Source organism: Geminisphaera colitermitum TAV2 (assembly GCF_000171235.2).
GTDB lineage: Bacteria > Verrucomicrobiota > Verrucomicrobiia > Opitutales > Opitutaceae > Geminisphaera > Geminisphaera colitermitum.
Genome location: NZ_ABEA03000215.1, coordinates 1 through 20,888, shown reverse-complemented (window position 1 = coordinate 20,888; position 20,888 = coordinate 1). Strand labels below are relative to the sequence as shown.

Here is a 20,888-nt window from a genome sequence, read left to right as displayed (position 1 = left end):
TCTGCGCGCTGCTGCGCTCCGTCCGAGGCCTCCGCCGTGCGTAGTGTGAGAATGCGAAACTCGTAGGTGCTTGGAGCGTGGTTTCGGAGGCCTCGGAGAGGCCTCCCTACCAGGTTGGTGATGGCTAGAGATTTCTTTAAATTGCTTTGCGATGGTGGCGGCGACGATAGAGGACGCCTGCTAGGGCGATTGCACCGAGGCACAGGCCGATGGTCGCTGGCTCCGGAATTGCCGTGGCCGCCACGAGCGAGATGCCGTGGCCGAGGCTTTCCAAATAATAATTCTGGCCGCCCAGATTGATCGTGGTGCCTTGGTTGTTCGCGGTGAGCAGAGTGTCGTTTACCATCAACGAGAAGTTCGTGTCGGTGAGGGTGCCGGATAGGAGGTCGAAGCGCTCTGCCATTGTGGCGTCAAAGCCGTTGCTCAGTAGCGTGAGCGTCGGGGTTGCGCCTGCAATGGTGATGGAGCTGGCTTCCAAGTGGCTGTAATTAACGCCGGTGCCGTCGCCGAGATTGAAGAGGAGCGTGGCGTTGGTGTTGAGCGTGAGGTTCCCGTCGATGTGCAGGGTGCCGATGGTGGCGCCAAAGGCATCGGCAGCAACGACGAGTGTGCCGCTGACCGTGATGTCGCCACCATAGGGACCGGTACCGTAGGCGGTCGCGGCGTTGTCGATGGTGAGCGTGCCGGTGAAGTTGCTCGCATCCACAATGACGACCTGACCCGCCGAAGCGCGAATGCCAGCGGTGCCGGTGAGTCCGTTGAGCGTGAGGAGGCCGGTGCCGGTTTTTTGGAGAGTGCCGGTGCCGTTGAGTTGCGCGGCGAGGGTTTGGTTTCTGTTGGCAACATCAAAGGTCGCGGTGACGCCAGCGTCGATGGTGGTCGTCTTGGTGAAGGTGCCGGGCGTGGTCATCGTCATCTTGAGCGTGGAGTCGCCTGTGAAGTGCAGGTCGCCAGAGCCGAGGCGTGCGTAGGTATCGATTTGAACGGTGCCCGCGTTGATCTTGGTGCCGCCGGTGCTGGTGTTGTTGCCGTTGAGTGTGAGCGTGCCGTTGCCGGTTTTGGCTAAAAGGCCCTCGCCGGAAATGTTGGAGATGTTGGCGTTGGTGTCGCCGGAGACGAGCAGGGTGGCGTCTTTGGCAATGGTAATCATGCGCGTAACGTAAGCGTTGCCGGGGTTCAGGGCGTCATAGACGTAGCCAGCAAAACCGTCGGTGCCGTTGAGTTCGAGCGTGCCTGCCTGAACGTCGAGTTTGCCGATGGCAGTCATGCCGATGTTTTTGGTGAGCGTGAGCGTGCCTTCGCCCAGTTTGGTCAAGGCACCGCTGCCGCCGCGCGGAGACGATGGATCGTAGCTCACGCCGCTCGTCTGGCCGTTGTCGATGTAGTCAAAGGACATGTCGATGGCGGTGGAAAATCCGTTCGTATCGACGACAAATCCGTTCCTGCCAACGAAGATGTCTTTGACGGTGCCGGTGGTCGATATCAGGTGGTCAACGTCTGCGGTGAGAACGATTTTGCCGCCGTCAATCGTCATGAAGGCTCTGTTGGCCATTTCGATTCCCTGCGAGGTTTTCAGCGTGGAACCCTGGTCGAGCATGAAGGTGGCTTGGGTGAGTTTCGAGCGTTCCCATTCTTGATTAAACACGGCATGGCTCATGTTCGGTTTTGGGAGACCGGTGGCGCCGTAATCGAGATAGGGATTAAATGCGCCGCGCGCATCCAATTTCATGGCCTCGGTGCCGCGATAATCGAAGGTCGCACCGTTTTTCAAAAAGATGCCGGAGCCGGTGTAGAGGCTGGCGTCGCTGCGTGTATCGACATTCAGGATCGTCAGGTTGCCGCGCTGAATCCAGATGCTTTCGCTGCCAGTGCCATTGTTCCATCCGTCACCCGTGGCAATTGCCGCAGTGGCATCACGCGCCATATAAATTCTGCTGAAATAGCCCAGGATCAGATCGCCGCCGTTATCGACATAACCGTTGGCATGCAGGACGGAGGCGTGAGTGTTGTTTGTGCCGGAGTCGCCGTTGGTGACGTTGCCGAGGGTGATTTTCTGCGTATCGGGATTGTCGGTACCGACGACGATTTTGCTGCCAACGTCAAAGACAACATTGGCCCCCATGAATTCGCCGGATGTGCGGTGGGCAGGGTTGATGAACCATCCGCCGTCCGCCGCGCTTTGGTCGCCTTGGACAACAAGGGCAATGCGTGTGGCGCTGGTCGGTTGGACAAGTGCCGTGCCACCAGCAACGATGGTGCCGCCTTTATGAGCGGTGGGCGCGGTAAGTGTCGTGGTCGTTCGATAGGGATCGCTGCTGAACGCATCATACCAGTCGTTTCGTGTGAGAATTTTCAGGGTGCCGTCGCCTGTAATGGCAGTGTCGATACTGGTGGTGGTGGACGCGGTTCGCCTGTCGATGGTCAGGATGGTGTTGGCTCCTGCGATTTCAACGCTGCCAATGCCATTGGCACCTCCGGAGAATCCGTTCGCAACGGTGGTGTCGGTGCTGAAGCGCAGGACGGCGTCGCGGTCGATGTTGTAGCCGGAGGATCTGTTGGTGCCTGTGAGTTCAAGCGTGCCGGCGTTGATGTTGGTGACGCCGGTGTAGGTGTTGTTGCCTGCGAGTGTGAGTATGCCCGCGCCGTTTTTGGTGAAGGAGCCGGAACCGGCAATGATCCGGTCGATGGTGGTGTCGAAGCCGTTTGTGTCGATGATGCCGCCGCCCGTGCCGAGCGTGAAGGTGCCTGTAGTGGAAATGATACTACCGGTGGGCGCTGCGTTGAGTTTGATCGTGCCACCGTTGGTGAGCGTGAGGGTGCCGCCTTGGATATCGATGGATTTCCCGGCAGCGAGGCCGATGGTGCCGCCGCTGATGGTGCTTGTGCCGCTCGTGAGCGTCCATCCGCCGTCAGCGGCAGTGTTGTCGCCAGTGACGGTAATGTTGCCCGCGGAGATTGTGCCGCCTTTGTAATCGTTGGTGCCGGAGAGCGTGAGCGCGGTAGAGGTCGTTTTCGATACCCCCCCCCCCCCGGTGATGTTTGCACTGATGGTTTGCGCGGCGGTGTTGGCGATCGTGAGGCGTGTGTCGTTGTCGATGGCGACAAGGCCGTTGCCGCTTACGCTGCCGGTGATTGTGCTGTCGGCAGTGATGTGCAGGTCGGCGTCGGCGGCGATAATCAGGTTGGACGAGTTGTTGGTGCCGCCAGCGAGTTCGAGGGTGCCGGTGTTGATGTTGGTGACGCCGGTGTAGGTGTTGTTGCCGGTGAGCGTGAGTGTGCCGGTGCCGTTTTTGGTGAGAATGCCTCCGCCGCCAATGAGGGTGGCCGCCATGGTTTCGGCGTCGTCGATGTTAAGCGTAAATATTTTTCCGGATGCGATGGAAACGGTGCCGGTGTCGGAAATGGCGTGCTTGGTCGTGAGGTCGTTTTTGACGGAGAGGGTCGCGCCGGAAGCGACGGAGATGGCGGAGTCGGCGGCGATGGCGTTGGCGGTGCCGATTTCCAAAGTGCCGCCGTTGATCGTGGTCGCGCCGGTGTAGGTTTTCGCAGTGGAAAATGCGACGATGCCCGCGCCGGTTTTGGTGAAGCTGCCTGCACCGGTCAGGGCGCGGTCAAAGGTGAGGGTGCCCGATGTTTTATCGATGGCGAATCCGGCTCCGGCGGAAATGTTCACGCCGCTCGTGCCGGTGAGCGTGCCGGTGTTGCCGAGTTCGAGGGTGCCTTGGGTGATGTTGGTTGCGCCGGTAAAGGTGTTCGAGGCGGCAAGGGTTGTTTTGCCTTCGCCGGTTTTGGTGAAGGCACCGGTGCCGGTGAGTTTTGCAGTGATCGCGTCTTCGGCGTCGGTGGCGTTGTTGATGGTCAGGAGGGTGGTCGCGCCGTTGAGGGTGACGGTGCCTGCGCCCGCAATGCCTTGGTTGGTTTGCAGGTTTTTGTTGAGCGTCAGCGTGCCTGCAACGGTCAGCGCGGAGTCGGCGGTGATGGCGTTTTCTGTATCGAGTTGCAGGGTACCAGCGGCAACAGTGGTCGCGCCGGTGTAGGTTTTGGCGTTGGTGAACACGATGGTGCCGGTGCCGTTTTTCTCGAAGTTGCCCGCGCCCGTGATGGCTTGCGCGACATTGCTGCTGCCGGTGCCTTTGTTGATGCGGATGGTCGCGCCGGACGAGACGTCGATGCTGCTGGTGGTGAGCGCAGCGGTGTTGGTGCCAGTGGCAGAAAGGAGTTCGAGCAGGCCGTCTTCGACGCGTGTTGCGCCGGTGTAGCTGTGTGCGCCGCTGAGGATCAATGTGCCTGCGTCGCGTTTTGTGAGGCTGCCTGCACCGGCGATTCTCACGGCGGAGCTGGCGTTGTCGGCGTTGTTGATCGTGAGGGTGTCGGCTGCGTTGGTGATGTTAACGATGCCGCTGCCGGTGATGGCTTGGTTGGTCGTGAGGCTTTTTTGGAGCGTGAGCGTGCCAGCGACGTTGATCGCGGAATCGGCGGAGATGCCGTTTTCCTTGGTCACGACCAGGGTGCCTGATGTGACGTCGGTGGCGCCTGTGTAGGTGTTGACGTTGTTGAGCGTGAGGGTGCCTGCGGATTTGTTCATTTTCAGGCCACCCGCACCGGAGAGGACTTGGTTGATGGTGCCGCCGTTGAGCGATTCGAGTGTGCCGCCGTTGAGGTTGATGGTGTAGGTGTCGTTGATCGCGTTGGAAAGTTGGAACAGTCCGTCGTTGATCGTGATGCTTTGGAGTCCGGCGGGGATCGTGCTCGACAGGGTCAGGGTTCCTTGGTCGAGCGTGAAGGTCTGGATGTTGGTGAGGGGTGTCGAGAAGGTGAGTTTTTTCTCGCCGGTCTTGATGATGTGTTTGATGGCGGCGTCGAGGGCGGCGGATTGCGTGGAGTCTGCCGCGATGGTGTTGAAGGTGAGGGTGTCGCTCGCGTTGATAAACTGGACGCTGCCGGTGCCGGTGATGCCGCCGTAGAGTTGGTTGGTGTCGTAGAGTCGCAGGGTGGTGCCGCTGGCAACCGAGATGCTGCTCGACTGACTGGTGCCGCGGATTTCCAAAATGCCGCCGCTGAGGGTGGTGGCGCCGGTGTAGGATTCGTCGGCAAGAAGGACGAGCGTGCCCGCGCCGGTTTTGGTGAGGCCGCCGGCAATGGTGCCGTTTTCACCGGCAAGAAATGCGTTTTCGCGGGTGAGGGTTCCGCTGGCAACGTTGAGGGAGAGGATGCCGCCTTCGAGTCGGATGCGGTCGGGGTTGGCGATGTTGGTGATGTTGGTCAGGGTGAGCGTGCCAGCGCGAATGGTGGTGTCGCCGGTGTAGGTGTTGCTTGTATTCAGAGTTAAATTACCAGCGCCGGTTTTCAGGAGGGAAACGTCAACGCCGTCGATGGTTTTTCCGAAGGTGATGTTGCTGGCGTTGTTGATCGTCAGTTCGCTGCCATCGAGGATGTTGAAGGCACCGGCTCCAGTGACGTTGCCGCCGATGCTGGCGTCGCCAGCGATGTAGAGTTCCGCGCCGTTGGAGATGTTGATGGTGCCGGATTTGTTGCTGCTGCCAGCGGCGAGGGTGAGTTTGCCTGCGGTGACGTTGGTGTTGCCTGCGTAGGTGCTTTGCCCGGCGAGGATGACTTCGCCCGCACCGGTTTTGCTCACGATGGTGGATGTGTTGCCGCCGGTAATGCCGGGGTTGATCGTGATGTCGTCGGAGATGTTGGCGTTGGCGAGCGTGAGGGTTTTGGCGTTGGCGATTGCGATGCTGCCGGTGCCGTAAATGCTGCGGTCCAAGGTGGTGTTGTCCGTGAACGAGAGGGTGCCACCGGAGTTCACCGTGACGGAAGAGGAGGTGTTGATGGGGGCGAAATTCGTCATCGCGAGCGTGCCCGCTTCGACCGTGGTTGTGCCGGTGTAGGTGTTGGCTCCGGTGAGCGTGACGGCGCCGGTGCCGGTCTTGGCGAGGTTGCCGTCACCTGTGATGGCGGTGGCAATGGTTTTGCCGGAGCCGCTCAGGGAGAGGGTTTTGCCGGCGTTGATGTCGATGGTGCCCGCGCCTGTCGTGGCGGCGGCAAAGGTGGAGTCGTCGGTGACGTTGATTTTGGTGCCGTCGGCCAGAGTAAAGGTGCCGCCGCCAGTGTGGTTGCCAGCGAGTTCGTAAGCGCCACCAGTGTTGAGGGTGAAATTGCCCGCGCCCGAATAGGTGCCTTCGAGTTTGTAGGTGCCGCCGTTGATGATGACGTTGCCCGCGCCGGAGTGCGTTCCGGTGAGGCGCAGGAGGCCGGATTCGAGCGTCGTGCCGCCACTGTAGCTGTTGGTTCCGGCAAGGATGAGGGTGCCGTCACCGATCTTGGTGAGTTTGCGGGATGAACCGGTGATGTTGCCCGCGATCGTCAGGTCGCCAGCATCCGCGCCGACATTGACTTCCATGTCGGTGCCCATCGTGAGCGCGGACCCAATCGTGACATTGGCCGCACCGGAGAGGATCAACTTTGAGCCGCCAGCGCTGCTGAGGGTCAGTGTGTTGCCGGTGATGGAAAACGCGTCCGCCATTGAGGTGATTTCCAGCGAGCCGATGGTGCGCGTTGCTCCGAGTGCAATGGCTTTGCCGTTGAGCGCGGCATCGGTGTCGTCGAAGAGGACGTTGGTGGTCGCGTTCCATGTGGTGTTGCTGGGCGACCAGTTGGTGCCCGTGGCCCAGAGCGAGGTGCCCGCGCCGCCGCTCCACGTAATGGGATTGGTCAATGTCGTGTCAGGAGCGGCTCCGAGTTGCGTGACGAGGAATGTCAGCAAAAGGGTGAAGCCAAGGTGAGATATGGTTGTTTTCATTTTTAAAATTATGCGGCAGATTGACCGGCAATTGCCTGTTTGCGGTGGCACCTGAGAGAGGCGAGGGATGGGGAGGAGAGCACACCGGTACGATTTACGGGCGAGGTTACGGATAACATTGGGTTTCCAGCGGATGATTCCGTGGATAACTGGGCCGCGCATGCGTATAAAGTGGTGGTGTGCATCGTAATCGACAGGTGTCAGGTGAATTACCAAACTGCAGATACTACTAAACGGAGGGGGTGGTTCGGTAGTCGGGTAAACGCTGTATATTTTTAGTCTTAGAAATATTAATGAAACTGCCCAGCGCCCTGGCTCGGATAGGTTCTTCGACGTTTTCAGTGGAAAGACGAGAGGTGGCGCGGAAGCGCCCGTAGCGCAGGGCGGGAGGTCTTGCCTGCAATCCAATCTACTGCGCGAAGCGCCGCTTGCCTTGACGTAGTTCGGAGCTTTAGCCCGAACCGTTACCTCTGCGTATTCGTGAGTCGCACGGTTCGGATTGGCAATAAAGCACCGAACTACGTGACAAACCGATGTCACCGCGCTTCGCGCAATCAATTTAGATGGCAGGCAAGATGCCTGCGCTACGGGCGCTACCGCGCCACCTCCCGCTATATCAACTTATCGAGTTTCCACTGAAAACGTCGAAGAACCAAGAAGGGCGCGCTTTTGGCGCGCCCTTGCGTGGATGGTTATGAATAATCAGAGACGCCTTTAGACCTTCGGGCCGCCTTGCGAGAGGCTGCGGGCGCGGAGGCGCAGGCCGTTGAGTCGGATGAAACCAGTGGCGTCGCTCTGGTTGTACCAGCTCTTCACGCCTTCCATCGACGCGATCTTCTCGTCGTAGAGGGAATACTTCGATTTGCGACCACAGGTGATGATGTTGCCCTTGTAGAGCTTGAGGCGGACGGTGCCGGTGACGAATTTCTGGCTTTCGTCCACCAGCGCCTGCAGGGCCTCGCGTTCGGGAGCGAACCAGAATCCGTTGTAAACGAGTTCGGCGTATTTCGGGATGAGCGAGTCGCGCAGGTGCTCGACTTCGCGGTCAAGCGTGAGGCTTTCGATCTGCTTGTGCGCCTGCATGAGAATCGTGCCGCCGGGGGTCTCATACACGCCGCGGCTCTTCATGCCGACGAAGCGGTTTTCAACGAGGTCAACGCGTCCGATGCCGTGTTTGCCGCCGAGTTTGTTGAGGGTTTTGAGGACTTTGCCGGGCGTGAGTTTTTTGCCGTTAACGGCGACGCAGTTGCCTTGTTCGAAATCGAGTTCGACGTATTCGGCCTTGTCCGGAGCGTCCTCGGGCGAGACGGAGAGTTTGAACATGGCCTTGTTCTCCGGCGTAGTCGGGTCGAACCAGGGGTCTTCGAGGATGCCCGCTTCGTAGGAAATGTGGAGCAGGTTGCGGTCCATCGAATAGGGTTTCTTGAGCGAGGCTTCGACGGGGATTTTGTATTTTTCGCAATAGGCGATCATCTCGGCGCGGCCTGGGAAGAGTTTGCGGTATTCCTCGATTTTCCACGGGGCGATGATGGTGAGGTCGGGGGCGAGCGCCATGTAGGTGAGTTCGAAACGGCATTGGTCGTTGCCTTTGCCGGTGGCGCCGTGGGCAACGGTATCGGCTTTTTCCTTACGCGCGATTTCGACCTGCGCCTTGGCGATGAGGGGGCGGGCGATGGAGGTGCCGAGGTAATACTGGCCTTCGTAAACGGCGTTGGCGCGGATCATCGGGTAGATGAAGTCGCGGGCGAATTCCTCAACGAGGTCGAGGGTATAGTGTTTGGAAGCGCCGGTCTTCTTGGCTTTTTTATCGAGGCCTTTGAGTTCCTCTTCCTGGCCGACGTCGGCGGCAAAGGTGACGATCTCAGCGTCGTATGTTTCTTTCAGCCATTTGACGATGACCGAGGTGTCGAGGCCACCCGAGTATGCGAGGACGATTTTCATAGGTTGTGCGTAATGTGAATGCGTGCGGCGGATGCGTGGAGAAATGACGAGAAAGGGCGGATGCAATACCGTGCCGGAACGGGAATCAACGCGGATATTGCGGCGTTGCAGGGTTGCGGCGGGGGGGGAGGGGGGCTTGGATGCGCGTTCGCATGTTGCAGCATCAATCCAGCATCCAGGTCCGTTATGCCGAAACCGACATGATGGGCATCGTTTATCACGCCAATTACCTGCCTTGGTTCGAGATCGCGCGCACCGATTTGTTGAAACACCACGGGTTGCCGTATCGCGATTTGGAGGCGGAAGGTTTTTTCCTGCCGGTGTTGGAGGTGAGCGTGCGTTATCTGAAATCCGCCCGCTATGACGACGCGATCACGGTCATCGCAACAATGGCAGAAAAACCGTCCTTGCGTTTGCGCATCACTTACGAAGTGCGCCGTGGCGCGACGGCGGGGGGGGAGGGGGGGGGAGGGGGGCAGACAGGTAATGGCGACAAGGGCGAGTTGTTGGCAACGGGTTGGACTACGCACGCCTTCATCGACCGCGAGGGGCGCCCGGTGCGTCCGCCGCCGCGCTTCGTGGCACGGATGAGCGAGTTGTTCGCAAAGGCAACGTAACGCGAGAGCGTGGGCGTGGATCGGAGGGCGGGAAGGCGAGAGGAAGGAGGGCTGGAGGTGGAAAGGCGGGAGGTGGGTGCTGCAAAAAGGAAGGAGTGTTATGTAACGCAAAAGCGCTCTTTTCTATGCAGGCTGCGCGACTCTTTAATGCGTCACGTTCAAACACTGCTTTTGCCCTATGAAAAACTCGCGCCATTCATTCCTCCACAATAGAAATTTTTCGCCGCAAGTTCGCGGCTTTACCCTCATCGAATTGCTGACGGTGATTGCGATCATCGGCATCCTCGCTGCGCTCGTGATCGCGAGCGTCGGCGCGACGCGGAAAAAAGCGCATCAAGCCCGCTGCGTTGCCAACCTCCGCCAAGTCGGCGTCGCCATCATCGCCTACTCCGATGAACACAAGGGCATGCTGCCCGGCACGACGGAGACAGCCAACTGTCTCCAAAAAGGAGCCAAGTCGGTTTACTACAACTCGGACTGGTGCCGGAAAAGGCAACTGTCCGCCTACCTCGCCCCGTATCTCGGCAGCCCGGATTCCATGACGCTGGGCTCGGGCGTGTATGTGGACATCCCATTGCTGCGCTGCCCATCGCGCACCTTTCCCGGAGTTCCGCCCGGGGGGGGCGTTTTTGATGCCATGCCAATGTCGTATTTCATCCAATGTTACATGAACAGCGGCGCGCCCTCCTATTCGGATTTCTCGCCGTTTGGAGACAGCAGCAATCCGCCGATAGCGTATTCGGCGCTCGAAAATTTCGGTGGCGCGGCGCGCGTCTGGGCGCTGATGGAATACGACAAAGGCGTCACCTACAGCGCAGTCGCATCCCTCGGCTCGCAAGCCGACGCACCCGCAACACCTCCGCACGGCGGCGCGCGCACCACGCTTTATTTCGACGGCCACGTCAAACTCCTCGCGCAGTTGCCCGAAAAACTGCGCCCGTAAACGCCCGCATTTTCCCACCCAATTTTCCGCTCACTCACCGCATGAAAACCGAGATCACCCATATGAAAAAAACCAGAATTGCCCTGCCAATTCCCTCCATCGCCGCGCTGTCTGCATTGACGCTACTGGCAACATTGTCCGTCTCTGCGAACGCCGCCGAGATCAGTTTCGTCAACGAGAGTTTCGACAACGCAGCCAAAGTCGTGAGCACGAGTGTTAACGTCCTCAAATACGACGGTTGGTTCGGCCACAGCGGCACCGCGACAAACTACACTGTGGATACCACCGCTGGCACGCTCACCGTCGGCAACGTGCATGCGCTGACCTATTTCAACAACGTCGCAACGCTCGCCACTGTCGGAGATTCGCTCACGGCGACGTTTCACATCGTCTTCAACGCGCCTGTTGACGGCAGCAATGGAATCCGCGTCGCGCTTTTTAATTCTGGCGGAGTGGCCAACCGCGTCACCAATAGCGGGCACGGCAACGGCAACAACCTCTTCTACCCCTACACGGGCTACCTCGCGAACACGATTTTCAAGGGAGATGGTTCGCAAAAAGCGGTTCAACTTTTGCATCGCGACGCAATGAACCTTTCTTACGGGAACAACTCGTTCATGCATTCCATCGGCACCGTGGGCGCAAGCAACAGGTATAAAAAAGTCGGCGCCACCGATTCGGGCGGCACGTCCGCCACGCCAGTCAACGGCGGCACTTACACGGGCACGTTCACCATCACACGAGTTGCCGAGGGCACGAAAGTTTCCTTCAGCCTCGTCGGCGAAGGACTTGCCAGTTTCGCATACGAAAGCATCGACGCGACCGCCCAAAATCCGTTCACGACATTTGATACATTTGGCATCTTTCTGAACAGCGCGGCGACGAGCCTGACCTTGCAGGACGTCACTGTCGTTGGGAACATCGCCGCAGCCATTCCCGAACCGAAAACGAGTGCGCTAACGCTGGCGGCGTTAGGCGTGCTGGCGGCAATCGGTGCAAAAGCGTTTCGCGCAAAACAAGACCGCGAATAACGCGCATCACACACGAGCCGACCGCTCCACAACGACAACGGAGCGGCGGCCTTGCCTGCCTCATCCTCAGTATGTTCAAGCCCCCCTCCCCCCCCCCCCCCCCCCCCCTCCGATCATTCTTTTTCCAGTGAACAAAAGTCCCCTCAAAATCGTTCTCACGATTGTCGGCATCGCGGGCCTTGCCGCAGGCCTTGCTGTGTGCGCAAACATTGCCCGCGCCACACTCTGGGACGAATACGCCGCCGCGCCTGACACTCACCCAAACATCCCCAACTGTTCATTCGCCGGCTACCATTACGGCGAAACGCCCTTGCCCGAAAACACCGCGACTGATGCACCGGCGACACGTTTTGCACCGCGCATCAACGTCAAAAACTTCGCTGCAAAAGGCGACGGTAACACCGACGACACTGAGGCAATCCGAGCCGCCCTCGCCTCCGTCAAACCCGACACCGGCGGCGTGATCTTTTTCCCAAACGGACGCTACAAAATCAGCGGCGTGCTCTTTGTTCACACCAACAAAACCGTCCTGCGCGGCGAGACCCGCGACGGCGTCGAACTGATCTTCACAAACCCGCTCGATCGCGCTTATCACGAATGGCGCATCCCGCCGCCGGACTTCAGAAAACAGGATCGCACCAACAGCCACTGGAGTTACATGGGCGGCCTGATTTGGTTCACCCCACTCAAACGCGGCACCACCTATTTCCCCCCAGACACGCCAACCGAAGGGATCTTCCCCGCCGTTTCCCGGCGCGCTTTTGATGGCCCCGCCCTCCCGCTCTCGCCGGCAAAACGCGGCGACAACACTGTCAAAATCGCCGCGAAAAACACGGACTCCAACGCATTCGCGGCAGGCGATTTTGTCCGCCTCCAACAACGCGACCCGGGCGATTATTCCCTTCTGAAACACCTCTGCGGCGGCGGCTCCTGGGCGGACGCCTTTGACTGGCAAAACGCCTCCTACGGCGGCGCTTGGAAAACCCCCGACCCGCAGACATGGATCGTCGAAATCGCCGCTGTTGCGCACGACAAAACCACAGGGGAAACCACGCTCACGCTACGTCAGCCCCTGCGATTTGATGTGCAGACCAGGTGGCAGCCAACCGTGCAAAAACTCATCCCGCTCATTCGCGAAAGCGGCATTGAAAACATGACGCTGCGATTCCTGCGCGACTACACGTGGACGCCAAAAGACCACCACAAAGAGAGCGGCTGGAACGCGCCCTTTTTTAACTACGCCGTTCACTGCTGGCTGCGCGACGTGACCATGCTCGACATGGAAAACGGACCCGGCCTGGCCGACGCCAAATGCATCACCATGACGCGATTCAAACTTGGCGCGACCTCGCCCGCACGCCTGGCGCATCACCACGGCACGATTTGCCGGATGAGTTATGATAATTTGTGGAGCGATTTTCTCATCGAGTCGCAACCTGCGCACGGCCTCAACGTGGAAGCCTTTGCGAGCGGCAACGTCTGGATGCGCGGCGTCCTTGAGCATGGAGTTTTGGATACACATCGCCGGATTCCTCACGACAACCTGCACACGGACATCACGCTCGTTCGCAACGATGGCTGGCATGGCGGCGACGGCGGCCCAGCGCTTGGCGCACGTTCGGTGGAGTGGAACATTCGCGTCGAAAATGATAAAAACTCCGACCGCACAGATGAGCAGACGAGCTACATGGTCGGATGGGCGAACGTGCATCCGTGGGGAGCGATTGTGGGTTTGCAAGGCGCGGAGCTGACGTGGCACGGAGGCCCGAAGCGGGCCACGGCGTCGAAATACTCGCCGGTTGGCGAAGGCGTTTCAAAGTGCCGTATCGAAAGCGAGAATACAATCCCGACGCCTGCTAACCTTTACGAAGCACAACTCCAATTGCGTCTCCAATCACTTCGTGAAAATTAAGACCCAGCCCACTCATGATACCTAACGCCCGCCCTCGTTTCCTTGCCCTTGGCCTCTTGTCACTCGTTCTCGGCTTCGTCGCCTCCACCGCCGTCGGATCGGCCACAGCCGCCCGCCGCGCCGATCACGTCTTTATCATCAGCTTCGACCAAGGCGCCCCCGCTGGCATCGCGAAGGCGGACATGCCGCTCTTCAAAAAAATGGCGGACGAAGGCGCCCACACTTGGGAGGCCTGCACCATCGTGCCGAGCCTCACGCTGCCCTCGCACACCTCGATGCTGACCGGCGTCGGCATCCAGAAACACCAGATCCAGTGGAACGACATCTGGGCTCCCGCCAAACCCCAGCTCACCGTCCCCACCGTCTTCAACCTCGCCAAGGCCGGCGGCTTCATCACCGCCGCCTATGTCTCCAAGCAAAAATTCCGACTCTTCGAATATCGTGGCGATATTGACCGTTTCGCCATGCCGGCCAACACCAGCTCCCTCGGTATTGCCGCCGCCTTTGCCGATGATGTGGCCAAGGTGAGGCCCAACCTCTGCTTCATCCACTTTGGCGAACCCGACGCCATGGGACACAAATACGGGATCAATTCGCCCGAAAAAATGAAGGCACTGGCCGACAGTGACGCCGCGCTCAAGATCATCCGCGACGCCATCGAGAGCGCCGACCTGACCTCCAGCAGCGTCATCATCCTGTCGGCGGACCATGGCTGCCACGACTCCGTGAACAAGGAAGGCAAAACGGTGGGCGTGCACGGTTCGGCCAGCCTCGACGACGTGATCATCCCGTGGATCGCTTGGGGTCGGGGAGTGAAGTCTGGGTTCACGATCACGGCCTCCGTGGTGCAATACGACACCGCCGCCACCGCGCTCTGGCTGCTCGGTCTCCCGGTCCCCGAGAGCTTCTGGGGGCGCCCAGTGACCAGCGCGTTCGCGCCCTGAGCCTCCCGCCCGCTGTAGGGGCGTCGCTTGCGACGCCCGCGCCCGCCATTCGATGCCACATCCTGCATACGCGGGCTTCGCAAGCGAAGCCCCTACGCGTGGCGCGGGCGTCTCGCCCGCATCGGAACAGAATGCAGGCGGGACGCCCGCGCCACTTTGCCATCAGCACGATGCCGGCAGGATGCCGGCGCTCCCAGACGCTACCGCGCCAAATCCAACCTTTTCCGCGTGTCCCTCCCCCCCCCCGCTAAACGGTTATTTTTTCAACCAGCCTTGTGTTTCAAGGTGCGGCCAAAACGCCATTCGCCGTGGATAAACGTCTCGTGTGTGATTTTGGGAATCCCCCGTTCGTTAGCGTGCAACATGCCGATAACCTGACGCACGGCTTGGGCACCGATCTCGCGCTTGTTTTGCCAAATCCCAGCCCAATCCGCGCAATCGTCGTCCAGTGCCAAGTGCGCGACTCCGATGTCTTGCGGCACGCGCAGATCGAGCGCGGCCAGCCAGTTTAACATGAAACTGTGTTGCCCGACGATCACGTCGGGACGCTCCCGTTCGATCCACTTGCGCAGCAAGGCGGCGTCCGTCGTGAACGACGTGCCGTGCGGTTCCTGTTTCTCGCGCAGCATCCATTCGCTCAGCGGCAAATGCGATTCGAGGATGCGTTTGTCCATCATCGAAAGGCGTCTGTAAACGAAGGGGCGGACGTGTTCGGCGGCCGGGAGCTTGTTTTGAAAATAACCGAGTGCGGCAAGGTATGTGTGCCCGGAGCGTTGTTCCTCGATTGTTTGCAGGCACAGGCCAATGCGACGGTAGCCGAGGCGGCGTAAATTTTTCAACGCGAGCATGAGGTTGTGGAAGAAGTGCGGGACGACTTTGTTGAGGCGCGGCGAGAGCAGACCGTTCTCAAATGTGACCACGCTGAATTGTTCCCATTTGAGTCGCAGGTGGTGAATGCCGGGGGCTGCCGTTGCGGGTGTTATGATGACGCCGCGAATGCCTCGCGAGGCGAGGATTTGCGACATGCGCCGTTGCGTCATGCCTGGCTGCATCAGCCAGTGTTCCTCGAGTTTGAAGCCGTGTGTGGTGCACTCTTTTTGCGCGCCTTCGAGGTAGGGCGAGAGCCAGTTGAATTTTCGCCACAGGCCGCGTTCTTCCGCCGTGTTGAGCCAGGCGATGGGCAGCAGTTCCCGGCGTTTGGACATCCGCATGCCCGACATCACTGCGGCCATGCGCGCATCGGGAACGTAGCCTAATCGGGCCGCCGTTTTTTGTATGAGCGCAAGCGTCGTCGGTTTTACTCGCGTCATGGAGCGCAGGGCGCGCGACACCGTCATCCGCGAGAATCCGGTGGCCTTCGCAATCGCAGTCAGTCCGATAACTTCTTTTGTCGTGCTGTTGTCCGTTGCGTCCGCCGAGTCCGCCTTTGCTGCCGCTGGTGTTGCTGCTGGTGTTGCTTTGTTGTCTGTGGTGCCTGACGCGCTACGCGTTGTTTTGGACGCTTTGGCTTTCGTTGGCGTTCTCATAAAAATGCGATTTCGGCGGAAGCCATGGGAGGAAGCGAACAAACTGCCGAAAGGGTCGAACGGGTCAACCGGACAAGCGAAAGCGGGAGGACGTTATTTTAGCTTTTGGCTTTTCAGGTTTTCGGCTTTTCCCTCAAGGCGATGCTGCCCGATTCGCTGCCTGACTTGCTTCCTATAAAACCGTTTCGCCACCCGGTGCGGGGTGAGGTTTTGCTGCCCGGTTCCAAGAGCCTGACCAATCGTGCGCTGTTGCTCGCCGCGCTTTGTCGGGAGCCGGTCCTGCTCACGGGCGCCTTGTTCAGTGAGGATACGCGTTTGATGGCAGAGGCCTTGCGGCGGCTGGGGTTTCGCGTGGAGGCGGATGAGGCGGCAGGCACCGCACGCGTCGAAGGTCAGGAAAACGCTTTGAAGGGAAACGGTGTCGGGGGGGGGGGGGAGGCGAGAGATACTCAGGAGGTTCAAGCGGTGGAGTTATTCGTCGGTCTGGCGGGCACGGCGGCGCGGTTTCTCACGGCCTTGTGCGCGGCGGCGCGTGGCGGCGTTTACCGGATTGATGGCATCGCGCAGATGCGCAAGCGGCCCATGCGCGGGTTGATCGAGGCCTTGCGGACGCTGGGCGCGGATATTCGTTGCACGGGCGAGGAAGGATTTTTCCCGATCGAAATTCATGCGCGCGGGTTGCGCGGCGGGCCGGTGACAATCGACGCGAGCGAGAGCAGCCAGATGTTGTCGGCGGTGCTGATGGTCGCGCCGCTGGCGGATGCGCCAGTAGAGGTGACAATCGCGGGCGGGGTGCGCTGGCCGTTCGTGCAGATGACGACGCGGTTGATGGAGCATTTCGGACAGCCTGCGGTGCAGCGTCTCGCGGATGATCGTTTGCGCGTCGTCAGTGGACATCCGTGGGGATTGCAGGCGGCGGCGGCGGGAGGGAGGCGTGGCGAAAGAAATGCTGTTTACGCAATCGAACCGGATGCGACGGCGGCGAGTTATTTTCTGGCGCTGCCCTTGGTTACAGGCGGCGAATTGGACTTGCCGGGATTGCGCGGGCCGGGCGGCGGTTTGCAGGGCGACACGCGTTTCGTCTCCGTGCTGCAACGGGTCGGCGCAGTCGTAACTGAGACGGAGGGGGGGGGGGGGAGGGGGCTCCATGTTGCGTTTTCCGTAGAAAAATTGGCGGGAGGAGCTACGGCGGGAGGGACGCGCACGGGCGTGACGGAAAATTTTAACGAGTTTTCGGATACATTTCTGACGCTCGCCGCCATCGCGCCCTTGCTCGACGGACCAACGCGGATCAGCGGCATCGCGCACACGCGCAAGCAGGAAACGGATCGCGTGGCTGGCATGGCGCGCGAGTTGCGGCGGCTGGGACAACAGGTGATCGAGGAGGAGGATTCGCTCGAAATCCATCCGCGTCCGCTGCTCGCCGGGCAGGAAATCGAGACGTACGGAGATCATCGTTTTGCAATGAGCTTTGGGATTCTCGGTTGTCACGATTTGCACGGCGACGGGCGTCCGTGGCTCTCGATCAAGGACCCGGCGTGCTGCGCAAAGACGTTTCCCCACTTTTTTGAGTTGCTGGAGTCGCTACGCAAAAAATCCTCCGAGGCCTGATGCGCTCATCCAAATTCATAATCGTCGCCATCGATGGCGGCGCCGCCTCCGGCAAATCGTCCACGTCGCGTGCGTTGAGCGAGCGCTTTTCGCTGATGCATGTGGACACCGGTTCGTTTTATCGGGCGGTCTCCGCCGAGTTGCTCCGGCGCGGCGTGCGTCCGAGCGATGTCGCAGGCGTGCACGCGGCGCTCGCCGGGCTGGCGCTCGGCACGCGGATCGACGGGCGACTGGCACGCATGGAGCTTGGCGGGCGCGTGCTGCCGGAGGAGGAGATTCGCAGCGCGGAGGTGAATGCAGCGGTGTCGCATTTCGCGGCGATTCCCGAAGTGCGGGCGGCTTTGCTGGCTTACCAGCGCGGGCAGGCGGATGTGGCGCGCGAACGTGGTTTCGCTGGTCTTGTCATGGAGGGACGCGACATCGGTTCGGTGATTTTCCCGGATGCGGATTTGCGGTTTTTCCTGCACGCCGATCCTGAAGAACGCGCCCGTCGTCGCGCCCGCGAGGGAGTGCAGGATGCCGTGGCCGAACGCGATCGTCTGGACACCACGCGCAAGGCCGCTCCGCTGGCCTGCCCGTCCGGCGCCATCGACATCGACTCGACTCACCTCACGCTGGAGCAGGTCGTGGAGATGATCGCCGGGACGATTGCGGAAAAACTGAAAGTCTGAAAAAAAAACAAAACGCCTCCCGCGCTCCCGCCCTCCTCCCGCCTATGTCCGCCTTCCCTCAAGTCGAGATGCAACCCCTGTATGGTATTTGTCACTACGCACTGCGGGTCATCTATGATCTTTTCTTTCGCGGCGAAGTGGCGGGCTTGGACAACGTGCCCAAGGACGGCGCGTTTCTCGTGGCGGCCAACCACGCTAGTCACCTCGATCCGCCGATGATCGGGTGCCACATCCCGCGTCAGATGGCGTTTTTTGCCCGTCGTACACTCTGGAAAGGCGGCATCAGCACTTGGTGGCTTGATGGCGTAGGTTGCGTGCCGGTGGACCGCGACGGCGGCGCCGACGTGGGCGCGATCAAGGGCGTGTTGCGCGTGTTGCAAGCGGGCAAGGCGCTGACGCTTTTCCCCGAGGGAACGCGTTCGGCGGACGGACGTCTGCAAGCGCCCAAGGCCGGCGTGGGCATGATCGCGTGCAAGACGCGCGTGTGCGTGTTGCCGGTGCGAATTTTCAACTCGCACATCGCCTTCGGGCGCGACGGACGCCTGCGCCTCGGAACGCGGGTGGACATCGTCTATGGGCGTCCCTTGCAACCGGCCGATTACGACAACCCCGCCGATGGCAAGGATCGTTACCAAAAGGCGAGCGAGCGCATCATGTCCGCCATCGCCGCGCTGCGCCCTCCGCCGGTGCAGGTTATTTAACAATAGAACAGCAGCTACGTGGAGAGTGGAAATTAACCACAGAGGCACGAAGGCACAAAGTTCAAACCAGAGAAGACCTTATGCGCCTCTTCGCGTCTATTGAATCCTGACTCCGGATCGAACTTTGTGCCTCGGTGTCTCTGTGGTTAATTCATTCCCCTCCCCCCCCCCCCGCCTCGCCTACTGTCTGACATTTATTGGACGGCTTTTCCACTTGCTGGCGGGGGGGGGGGAGGGAAAAGTGAACGACTTTTATTTTCCATACGCGCCATGCTCGATCCGAAACTCCTCCGTGACTCGCCAGACCTAGTTCGTGCTGCGATTGCCAAAAAGCACCTCGACGTTGATCTCGACGCCCTGCTCGCACTCGACGCCGCCTGGCGCGCCCAACTCGCCGAGGTCGAAGCCCTGCGCGGTCGCCAAAAGGCCGCCAATGCCGAGATGGTGAAGCTGCCCAAAGGCTCGCCCGAATTTATCGCCAAGGTGCAGGAAATGAAAACCGTCTCGGCGGAAGTCAAAGCCCGCGAAGCCGGCCTCACCGAAATCGAGGCGCGTCACAAACAGGCGATGCTCAGCGTGCCCAACCTCCCCCACGCCAGCGTCCCGGAAGGCCGCACGCCGGAGGAAAACGTGGTATTTTCCACCTGGGGCGATCCCGCCGCCATTCCCTCGACCGTCGCCAACAGCGCACGCGCACACTGGGAAATCCCAGGTTTTGAAAACCTCTTCGACTTCGGTCGCGGCGCAAAAGTCACCGGTGCCGGATTCCCTTTTTACGTTGGCGACGCGGCCCGACTCGTGCGCGCGCTGCTGCATTTCTTTTTGGATGAAAACGGCAAGGCCGGTTACCAGGAGGTCAACCCGCCGATCTTCGTCAACGCAGCCAGCGCCACCGCCACGGGCCAGCTTCCCGACAAGGAGGGGCAGATGTATGAGGCGCAGACGGATGGTTTTTATGCGGTGCCGACCGCCGAGGTGCCGCTGACCAATTTTTTCCGCGACGAGATTTTGGATGAAGCCGCGCTGCCGGTTTACCGTTGCGCCTACACGCCGTGTTTCCGCCGCGAGGCGGGCAGTTACGGCAAGGACGTGCGCGGCCTCAACCGCCTGCATCAGTTCGACAAAGTGGAACTCCTCAAGTGGGTGCATCCAAGCACGAGCTATGACGAACTCGACAAGCTCCGCGACGATGCCGAGCGCCTGTTGCGCAAACTGGAACTGCCCTATCGGGTGCTTCTCATGTGCGGTGGCGATTTGGGTTTTGCGCAGTCGAAAAAGTATGACCTCGAAGTGTGGTCTGCCGGGCAGAAGCGTTGGCTTGAGGTGTCGAGCTGTTCCAATTTCGAGTCCTTCCAAGCGCGTCGTGCGCAGATCCGTTTCCGCGGCAAGGACGGCAAACCCGAACTCGTGCACACGCTCAACGGCTCCGGTCTCGCCGTGCCGCGCGTGCTGGCCGCTCTGCTGGAAAACAATCTCCAACCCGACGGACGCGTAAAGGTCCCGGCGGTGCTCGTGCCGTATTTCGGAAAAGACTACGTGACGTTCGCCTGAGCGGAGCCGCAGAGGAAATTTAGAGCAGTTTCATTTAAGCGATAGCCATTTGATACCTGGTAGGGAGGCCTTTGTGCCCTCTGCAGAGGGCACAAAGGCCTCCCTACCGTTAAGACAATGGCTACAGTTTTGAATAAAATGCTCTAAGCCAAAACTCTTTTTGGCATTACAGTTTCACTGCTCCACAAAAATGATTTTTACAATCCGCGTATTGCCGCAGCCATGACATCGCAGGCGCGATCAATCGCCGCGCCTTCATGGGCGGTGCTGAGGAAACCGGCTTCGTAGGCACTGGGCGCAAGATAAACGCCAGCATCAAGACAGGCATGGAAAAAGCGGGCGAAGAGTTTCGCGTCGCCTTTGAGCGCGGTGGCGTAGTCGCGCACCGGCGTATCCGTGAAAAAAATACTGAACATCGAGCCGCATTGCGGCACTTGCACGGGCAGTCCTTTGACGCGGGCGGCGTCGAGCACGGCGTCGCGCAGACGGCGTCCGAGCACGTCGAGGCGGGCGTAGGGAGAGGAGGGAGGGGGGGGGGGGGGCGGGCTTCGCCGCAACGTCCAACATCCAACGTCGAACATCCAACATCCAATGCGGAACACTGAACATTGAACGCTGAACGTTGAACATTGAAT

The 20,888-nt window shown here is 60.1% G+C and carries 12 protein-coding genes and 1 pseudogene; 9 read left to right on the top strand and 4 right to left on the bottom strand.

The window, feature by feature from the left end; genetic code table 11:
* Positions 1-136: 136 nt before the first annotated feature.
* Together OBACDRAFT_RS24250 and OBACDRAFT_RS24245 are read right to left on the bottom strand one after the other, a co-directional pair.
* Positions 137-6,805: an autotransporter-associated beta strand repeat-containing protein gene (locus OBACDRAFT_RS24250; RefSeq protein WP_043589733.1), complete on the bottom strand. Its 6,669-nt coding sequence runs from the start codon at positions 6,803-6,805 to the stop codon at positions 137-139.
* Positions 6,806-7,519: 714 nt separating this feature from the next.
* Positions 7,520-8,746, bottom strand: a complete 1,227-nt coding sequence (locus OBACDRAFT_RS24245; RefSeq protein ID WP_043589731.1) for an argininosuccinate synthase — start codon at positions 8,744-8,746, stop codon at positions 7,520-7,522.
* 152 nt (positions 8,747-8,898) lie between these two features.
* On the opposite strand from OBACDRAFT_RS24245, the gene OBACDRAFT_RS24240 reads away from it, so the two are divergent.
* The 5 genes from OBACDRAFT_RS24240 (at position 8,899) to OBACDRAFT_RS24220 (ending at position 14,193) form a co-directional block, all read left to right on the top strand.
* Positions 8,899-9,363, top strand: coding sequence for an acyl-CoA thioesterase (locus OBACDRAFT_RS24240; protein ID WP_043589730.1), 465 nt, complete (start codon positions 8,899-8,901; stop codon positions 9,361-9,363).
* A gap of 178 nt (positions 9,364-9,541) precedes the next feature.
* Positions 9,542-10,306, top strand: a complete 765-nt coding sequence (locus OBACDRAFT_RS24235) for a type II secretion system protein (protein WP_052362529.1) — start codon at positions 9,542-9,544, stop codon at positions 10,304-10,306.
* A 62-nt stretch (positions 10,307-10,368) separates the two neighbouring features.
* Positions 10,369-11,337: a hypothetical protein gene (locus OBACDRAFT_RS24230; RefSeq protein ID WP_157837276.1), complete on the top strand. Its 969-nt coding sequence runs from the start codon at positions 10,369-10,371 to the stop codon at positions 11,335-11,337.
* A 127-nt stretch (positions 11,338-11,464) separates the two neighbouring features.
* Positions 11,465-13,249, top strand: a complete 1,785-nt coding sequence (locus OBACDRAFT_RS24225; protein WP_052362527.1) for a glycosyl hydrolase family 28-related protein — start codon at positions 11,465-11,467, stop codon at positions 13,247-13,249.
* Positions 13,250-13,263: 14 nt separating this feature from the next.
* Positions 13,264-14,193 carry an alkaline phosphatase family protein gene (locus tag OBACDRAFT_RS24220; protein ID WP_081722329.1) on the top strand — a complete coding sequence of 310 codons (930 nt, stop codon included), beginning with the start codon at positions 13,264-13,266 and terminating at the stop codon, positions 14,191-14,193.
* 263 nt (positions 14,194-14,456) lie between these two features.
* Here OBACDRAFT_RS24220 and OBACDRAFT_RS24215 read toward each other — a convergent pair whose 3' ends face one another.
* Entirely contained in the window at positions 14,457-15,719 is a 1,263-nt protein-coding gene (locus tag OBACDRAFT_RS24215; RefSeq protein ID WP_081722328.1) for a LacI family DNA-binding transcriptional regulator, read from the bottom strand.
* 105 nt (positions 15,720-15,824) lie between these two features.
* Here OBACDRAFT_RS24215 and aroA point away from each other — a divergent pair, with 105 nt between their 5' ends.
* The 4 genes from aroA (at position 15,825) to serS (ending at position 20,253) form a co-directional block, all read left to right on the top strand.
* Positions 15,825-17,330, top strand: a complete 1,506-nt coding sequence (gene aroA, locus OBACDRAFT_RS24210; RefSeq protein ID WP_052362525.1) for a 3-phosphoshikimate 1-carboxyvinyltransferase — start codon at positions 15,825-15,827, stop codon at positions 17,328-17,330.
* On the top strand, positions 17,330-18,001 hold the full coding sequence (gene cmk, locus OBACDRAFT_RS24205; RefSeq protein WP_043589726.1) for a (d)CMP kinase: 672 nt from the start codon (positions 17,330-17,332) through the stop codon (positions 17,999-18,001). The genes aroA and cmk overlap by 1 nt, the downstream gene beginning before the upstream one ends.
* A 44-nt stretch (positions 18,002-18,045) precedes the next feature.
* Complete coding sequence (locus tag OBACDRAFT_RS24200) at positions 18,046-18,702, top strand: lysophospholipid acyltransferase family protein (protein ID WP_081722327.1); 657 nt, start codon at positions 18,046-18,048, stop codon at positions 18,700-18,702.
* 270 nt (positions 18,703-18,972) lie between these two features.
* Positions 18,973-20,253, top strand: a complete 1,281-nt coding sequence (gene serS / locus OBACDRAFT_RS24195; protein WP_043589724.1) for a serine--tRNA ligase — start codon at positions 18,973-18,975, stop codon at positions 20,251-20,253.
* 197 nt (positions 20,254-20,450) lie between these two features.
* On the opposite strand, the pseudogene OBACDRAFT_RS24190 reads toward serS, so the two are convergent.
* Positions 20,451-20,888 (bottom strand): annotated as a pseudogene (locus OBACDRAFT_RS24190) (hypothetical protein); the annotation flags it as partial.

Coding starts and splice junctions, on each gene's coding strand:
- OBACDRAFT_RS24250 (WP_043589733.1), bottom strand. CDS start 6,805: ATGAAAACAACCATATCTCACCTTGGCTTCACCCTTTTGCTGACATTC.
- OBACDRAFT_RS24245 (WP_043589731.1), bottom strand. CDS start 8,746: ATGAAAATCGTCCTCGCATACTCGGGTGGCCTCGACACCTCGGTCATC.
- OBACDRAFT_RS24240 (WP_043589730.1), top strand. CDS start 8,899: ATGTTGCAGCATCAATCCAGCATCCAGGTCCGTTATGCCGAAACCGAC.
- OBACDRAFT_RS24235 (WP_052362529.1), top strand. CDS start 9,542: ATGAAAAACTCGCGCCATTCATTCCTCCACAATAGAAATTTTTCGCCG.
- OBACDRAFT_RS24230 (WP_157837276.1), top strand. CDS start 10,369: ATGAAAAAAACCAGAATTGCCCTGCCAATTCCCTCCATCGCCGCGCTG.
- OBACDRAFT_RS24220 (WP_081722329.1), top strand. CDS start 13,264: ATGATACCTAACGCCCGCCCTCGTTTCCTTGCCCTTGGCCTCTTGTCA.
- OBACDRAFT_RS24215 (WP_081722328.1), bottom strand. CDS start 15,719: ATGAGAACGCCAACGAAAGCCAAAGCGTCCAAAACAACGCGTAGCGCG.
- cmk (WP_043589726.1), top strand. CDS start 17,330: ATGCGCTCATCCAAATTCATAATCGTCGCCATCGATGGCGGCGCCGCC.
- OBACDRAFT_RS24200 (WP_081722327.1), top strand. CDS start 18,046: ATGTCCGCCTTCCCTCAAGTCGAGATGCAACCCCTGTATGGTATTTGT.
- serS (WP_043589724.1), top strand. CDS start 18,973: ATGCTCGATCCGAAACTCCTCCGTGACTCGCCAGACCTAGTTCGTGCT.